This window comes from Streptomyces macrosporus (assembly GCF_039533145.1).
Classification (GTDB): Bacteria; Actinomycetota; Actinomycetes; order Streptomycetales; family Streptomycetaceae; genus Streptomyces; species Streptomyces macrosporus.
The window spans coordinates 1-3,680 of the sequence record NZ_BAAASZ010000044.1 but is presented as its reverse complement, the minus strand read 5'-3'; the positions used below and the strand labels follow the sequence as shown (position 1 = coordinate 3,680).

The following is a 3,680-nucleotide window of genomic DNA, read 5'->3' as shown; positions in this document are numbered from 1 at the left end:
ACGCAGCGTCGAAGTTGATCGACCCACACCGATGATCATTCTGTTAGAGGTTCTTAGCCCGGTTGCTTGATGCTCTCGATGATCCGGGCGAAGCCTTCCTCTCCGTGGCCTGCATCGATCTGGCGTTGGATGAGCCGCTGGACCATGGCGACCACCTCGGTGCTGATGCCCTGGTCGGAACTGGCGGCCAGGAGGTCACCGAGGTCGGAGAACTCCAGGCTCTGTTGCCCTTCGACGGTGTAGTCCCCGCCGTCGATGACGGTGGCGAACCCTTGGAAGGCGCCGGTCATGGCGGTCAGCCAAGGTGCGGCCATGGCAGCGAACTCGCCCGCCGTCACGCCGGCCGGCGCGACCATGGCGGCGCCGTGCACGAATCCGGCGAACATGACGTACATGCCCGCGAGTAGGGCGAGGTCGTACAGCGACGCCAGCCCGGCATCCTCACCGACGTAGGTGCTGGTGCCCCACAGGTCGAGCAGCGGCTTGCACTGGTCGAAGACATCGGCCGATCCGCTGTAGAGGATCGATGCCCCGGGCCGGCCGATCATGTGCGGTACGGCCATGATGCCGCCGTCCAGATACGCGACCCCGGCATGGGCGGCCCAGGCGGCCAGCTCCCGTGACTGGGCCGGTGACGTCGTGGTTACGTTGATCAAGGTTCGTCCGGCCAGCTCGTCGGAGAGCGGTTCAAGCACCTCGTGGACCGACGCGTGGTCCAGCAGACATGCGATCACCAGCCGGCTGGCCCGGACCGCGTCGCCGGCCGTGGCGGCGGCTTGCGCGCCCTGCGCAACGAGGCCGTCCGCCTTCCCCACTGAGCGGTTCCAGACCGTTGTCTCGTGTCCGGCCTTCACCAGGGCGGCTGCGAGAGCACTGCCCATCGCACCCAGCCCGAGAACGCTCACCCGGGCGCTGTCGTTGGTTGTCATTTTCGGGGCTCCCCCTCGTGTCCATCGTTCGGCTCGATCCTCCCCGCTGCCGGTAGGGTTGACCAGTACTGACTAATTAGTCAGGTACTCACCCATGGGTAAGTACGGCTTGGAGGGGGCGGATGGCAACATCAGCACGACGTGGTCCCTACTTCTGCGGCATCGACGCGGCGATGGACGTAGTCGCCGGCAAGTGGAAGTCGCTGATCCTCTGGGAGCTGCACCACTACGGGACCCGCCGGTTCGCCGAGCTCCGACGCGGTCTGCCGGGCGTCAGTGAGAAGATGCTGATCCAACATCTGCGGGAGATGGAAGAAGACGGGCTCGTCCATCGTGAGGTGTACCGCGAGGTGCCACCGAAGGTCGAGTACTCCCTGACGGAGCACGGCGTCTCGCTCAACGCCGCCCTGGCCCCCTTGGGGAAATGGGGCACCGAACGCATGCGGCGGATCGGGGCCGAAAAGGTCTCCGTCAACGATGCCGTGACAGTTCGGCGATAGAAGCGGGATGAACCGGATCGTAGGCCGGCCGCTGGAGCAGCGGTGCCGCGAATCGGTCCCACAGGGGATCGGTCAGCCATGAGCGCGGGGCAGGCACAGGTCTCCCCGATGATCACGGAGCGTCGCAACTCCATGATCACCACGTCCTGTGCCTGTTCTACTCCCGAGGTGCCCCATCGCGCCTATCCGGGCGAGCTCCAAAGTGCTCCACGACGACCTCGGCGACCGAGTCGTCCTCGAAGCGGAGGGTGAGGACCGGACCGGCGTCGATGAGGAAGTGCAGGTCTTCTCCGGCCTCACCGTCGAGTTCCAGCAGCCCTCCTCACCGACCGCCCGCGCGGCATCCCCGTCGCGGCGCAGTGGCGCCGGCGACCGGCGGACAACGGTGACATGACATCCCCGTGACAGCCGCCCCGCCACTGCCTGCCAAGCGGGCCGCCGCGCTGCAGGAGCCGGGGTGCAGTGGATGTGGCACCGTCACGACAGGTCGCCGGGCCGGGAGAACGCCCGCAGAGTCGGGCTCCCGGCTCGTGGCGGGCTCGTGGGTGTCGGGATCACGGATACGAGCGCAGCGGCGGAAGGTCCGTACGCAGTGTGAAACCGGACATGGGGTTGGTCGGGGACTCGGGCCCCTCGGCCGCGACGACGCCGGATCCCGCTGCGTCGAAGTCCTCCGGCCATCGGGTACGGGCGCTCGCCCGCGCTCCCTCCAGCCGCGCCTCCTTCAGGTCCGCAGTGCTCAGATCGGCACCGCGCAGGTCGGCCAGGCGCAGGTCCGCGCGGCGGAGTGAGGTGCGGGGCGCGCGGGCCCGGCACAGATCGGCCTCCCGCAGGTCCGCGCCGGTGAAGTCGGCGTCCTCCAGGTCCGTCTCGACCAGTCGCGCGCCGCGCAGATCGGCGCCGACGAGGCGGGCGGCTCGGAGGATCGACGTCGCCAGCTCGGCGTGCCGGAGCACGGCTCCGGCCATCGAGGTGCGTGTCAGGTCGACACGGAAGAGACTTGCCGCCTCCAGACACGCCCGGTCGAGGATGACGCCCTGGAGGTGCAGTCCGTCGCAGTCGGCTCGCCTGAGGTCGGTGGAGATGAGGTTGAGCCACTCCGGCTCGCGTCCCTGGCACAGCACGCCCAGGCAGGTCAGTGCCACCTGGGCGTCCGGGGCCCGGGTCTCCAGCGGTGGCACGGAGTTGATCGGCGCGTCAGGCGCGGGCGCGCCGGGCTCGGTGGGCGGCCACCGCAGATGCGTGCGCAAAAAGGCGGCCATGATGGAGACGACGGCCTCGCGTTCCCGCTTGGAGTGGTCGGCGACCCGCCACAGGGCGTAGAGGCCGCCGATCCGCACGTCGGGTTTGTCGCTGCCGATCTGTTCCACCGCCAGGCCGAACCGGTCGGTGACCTGCCCCTCGCGCGTGGCGTTCAGCCCCTCCTGGCCGACGCGCACTTGGCGCCAGGTGACGTACGCGCCCAGGAAGATCGCCACGCCGGCGACGGCCTGCAACAGGGTGGTGCGGACGTCGTTCACCGCGCCGAGGCGGTCTTTCGGTTCGAGGCGCGCGCCCGCGAGATCGTGGTCGACCACGAAGCCCGGCAGGTACAGCACCACCACCGTCAGCAGGACCAGTCCCGCCGCGACCATGCCCGGCACGATCAGGACGCGCAGGCGGTCCCTTCGCACTTCTCGCTCCCTCGGCCCGACGCTCCCACGGTGTTCGCAGCGGGCCGATGGTATGCGGCGTCCGCCCCCAAGCGGTACACCCGCCCCGGCGCCGTCGGTCGGACCGCCCCGGACCCCGCACCCGCTCGGCGGCCCGTCCCGCCCCCGCCCCGGCCGTGTCGGGGGCGACAAGGCGCACGCCTCCCCGAAGAACCGCGCCCACCTGCGCAGACGCGGCAGCCGGGCGGTGATCCCCGTCCCGGCCGGCCGGCAACGTCACCGGCTGCGGCGGGGCAGCCGGGGCGGCAGGCCCCAGCCTTCGACCGGGAGGCGTCCAAGCGGCGCACCACCGTGGACAAGTGCTGTCGATTCCCGGGTCTGGCTCGTCCTCTGTGGTGTGAAGAGGGAGCGCCTCCGCTCGGGGTCTGGGCCACGCGGCCGACCTGCGCGGCTCCGGACGGGCCGCCGTCGGTGAGCCGCCGCGACGGTCGGCTCCACAGAAGGTGTGCCAGAACCCGACTTCGGGCAGCGTTTGCTCACGGCTTGGAACTCCTAACGGAATGCCGCACCTGACCTGCTGCGTCGTTGCCGGGGCGGTG

4 protein-coding genes are annotated in these 3,680 nt (G+C 70.0%); 2 read left to right on the top strand and 2 right to left on the bottom strand.

Features of this window, described 5'->3' with window-relative positions; translation table 11 throughout:
• Positions 1 to 53: 53 nt before the first annotated feature.
• Positions 54 to 929 (bottom strand): NAD(P)-dependent oxidoreductase, encoded by an 876-nt coding sequence (locus tag ABD335_RS27495; protein WP_344328343.1) that lies wholly within the window; start codon positions 927 to 929, stop codon positions 54 to 56.
• Between the two features lie 122 nt (positions 930 to 1,051).
• On the opposite strand from ABD335_RS27495, the gene ABD335_RS27490 reads away from it, so the two are divergent.
• Entirely contained in the window at positions 1,052 to 1,429 is a 378-nt protein-coding gene (locus ABD335_RS27490; RefSeq protein WP_344328341.1) for a winged helix-turn-helix transcriptional regulator, read from the top strand.
• A gap of 202 nt (positions 1,430 to 1,631) precedes the next feature.
• The gene (locus tag ABD335_RS27480) at positions 1,632 to 1,823 is read left to right on the top strand and encodes a hypothetical protein (RefSeq protein WP_344328340.1); all 192 of its coding nucleotides are present in this window, start codon (positions 1,632 to 1,634) and stop codon (positions 1,821 to 1,823) included.
• A 160-nt stretch (positions 1,824 to 1,983) separates the two neighbouring features.
• On the opposite strand, the gene ABD335_RS27475 is transcribed toward ABD335_RS27480, so the two are convergent.
• Positions 1,984 to 3,102, bottom strand: a complete 1,119-nt coding sequence (locus ABD335_RS27475) for a pentapeptide repeat-containing protein (RefSeq protein ID WP_344328339.1) — start codon at positions 3,100 to 3,102, stop codon at positions 1,984 to 1,986.
• Between the last annotated feature and the right edge of the window lie 578 nt (positions 3,103 to 3,680).

Bases quoted from the DNA above. Each gene is read 5' to 3' on its own strand.
- ABD335_RS27495 (WP_344328343.1), bottom strand. From the start codon at position 929: ATGACAACCAACGACAGCGCCCGGGTGAGCGTTCTCGGGCTGGGTGCG.
- ABD335_RS27490 (WP_344328341.1), top strand. From the start codon at position 1,052: ATGGCAACATCAGCACGACGTGGTCCCTACTTCTGCGGCATCGACGCG.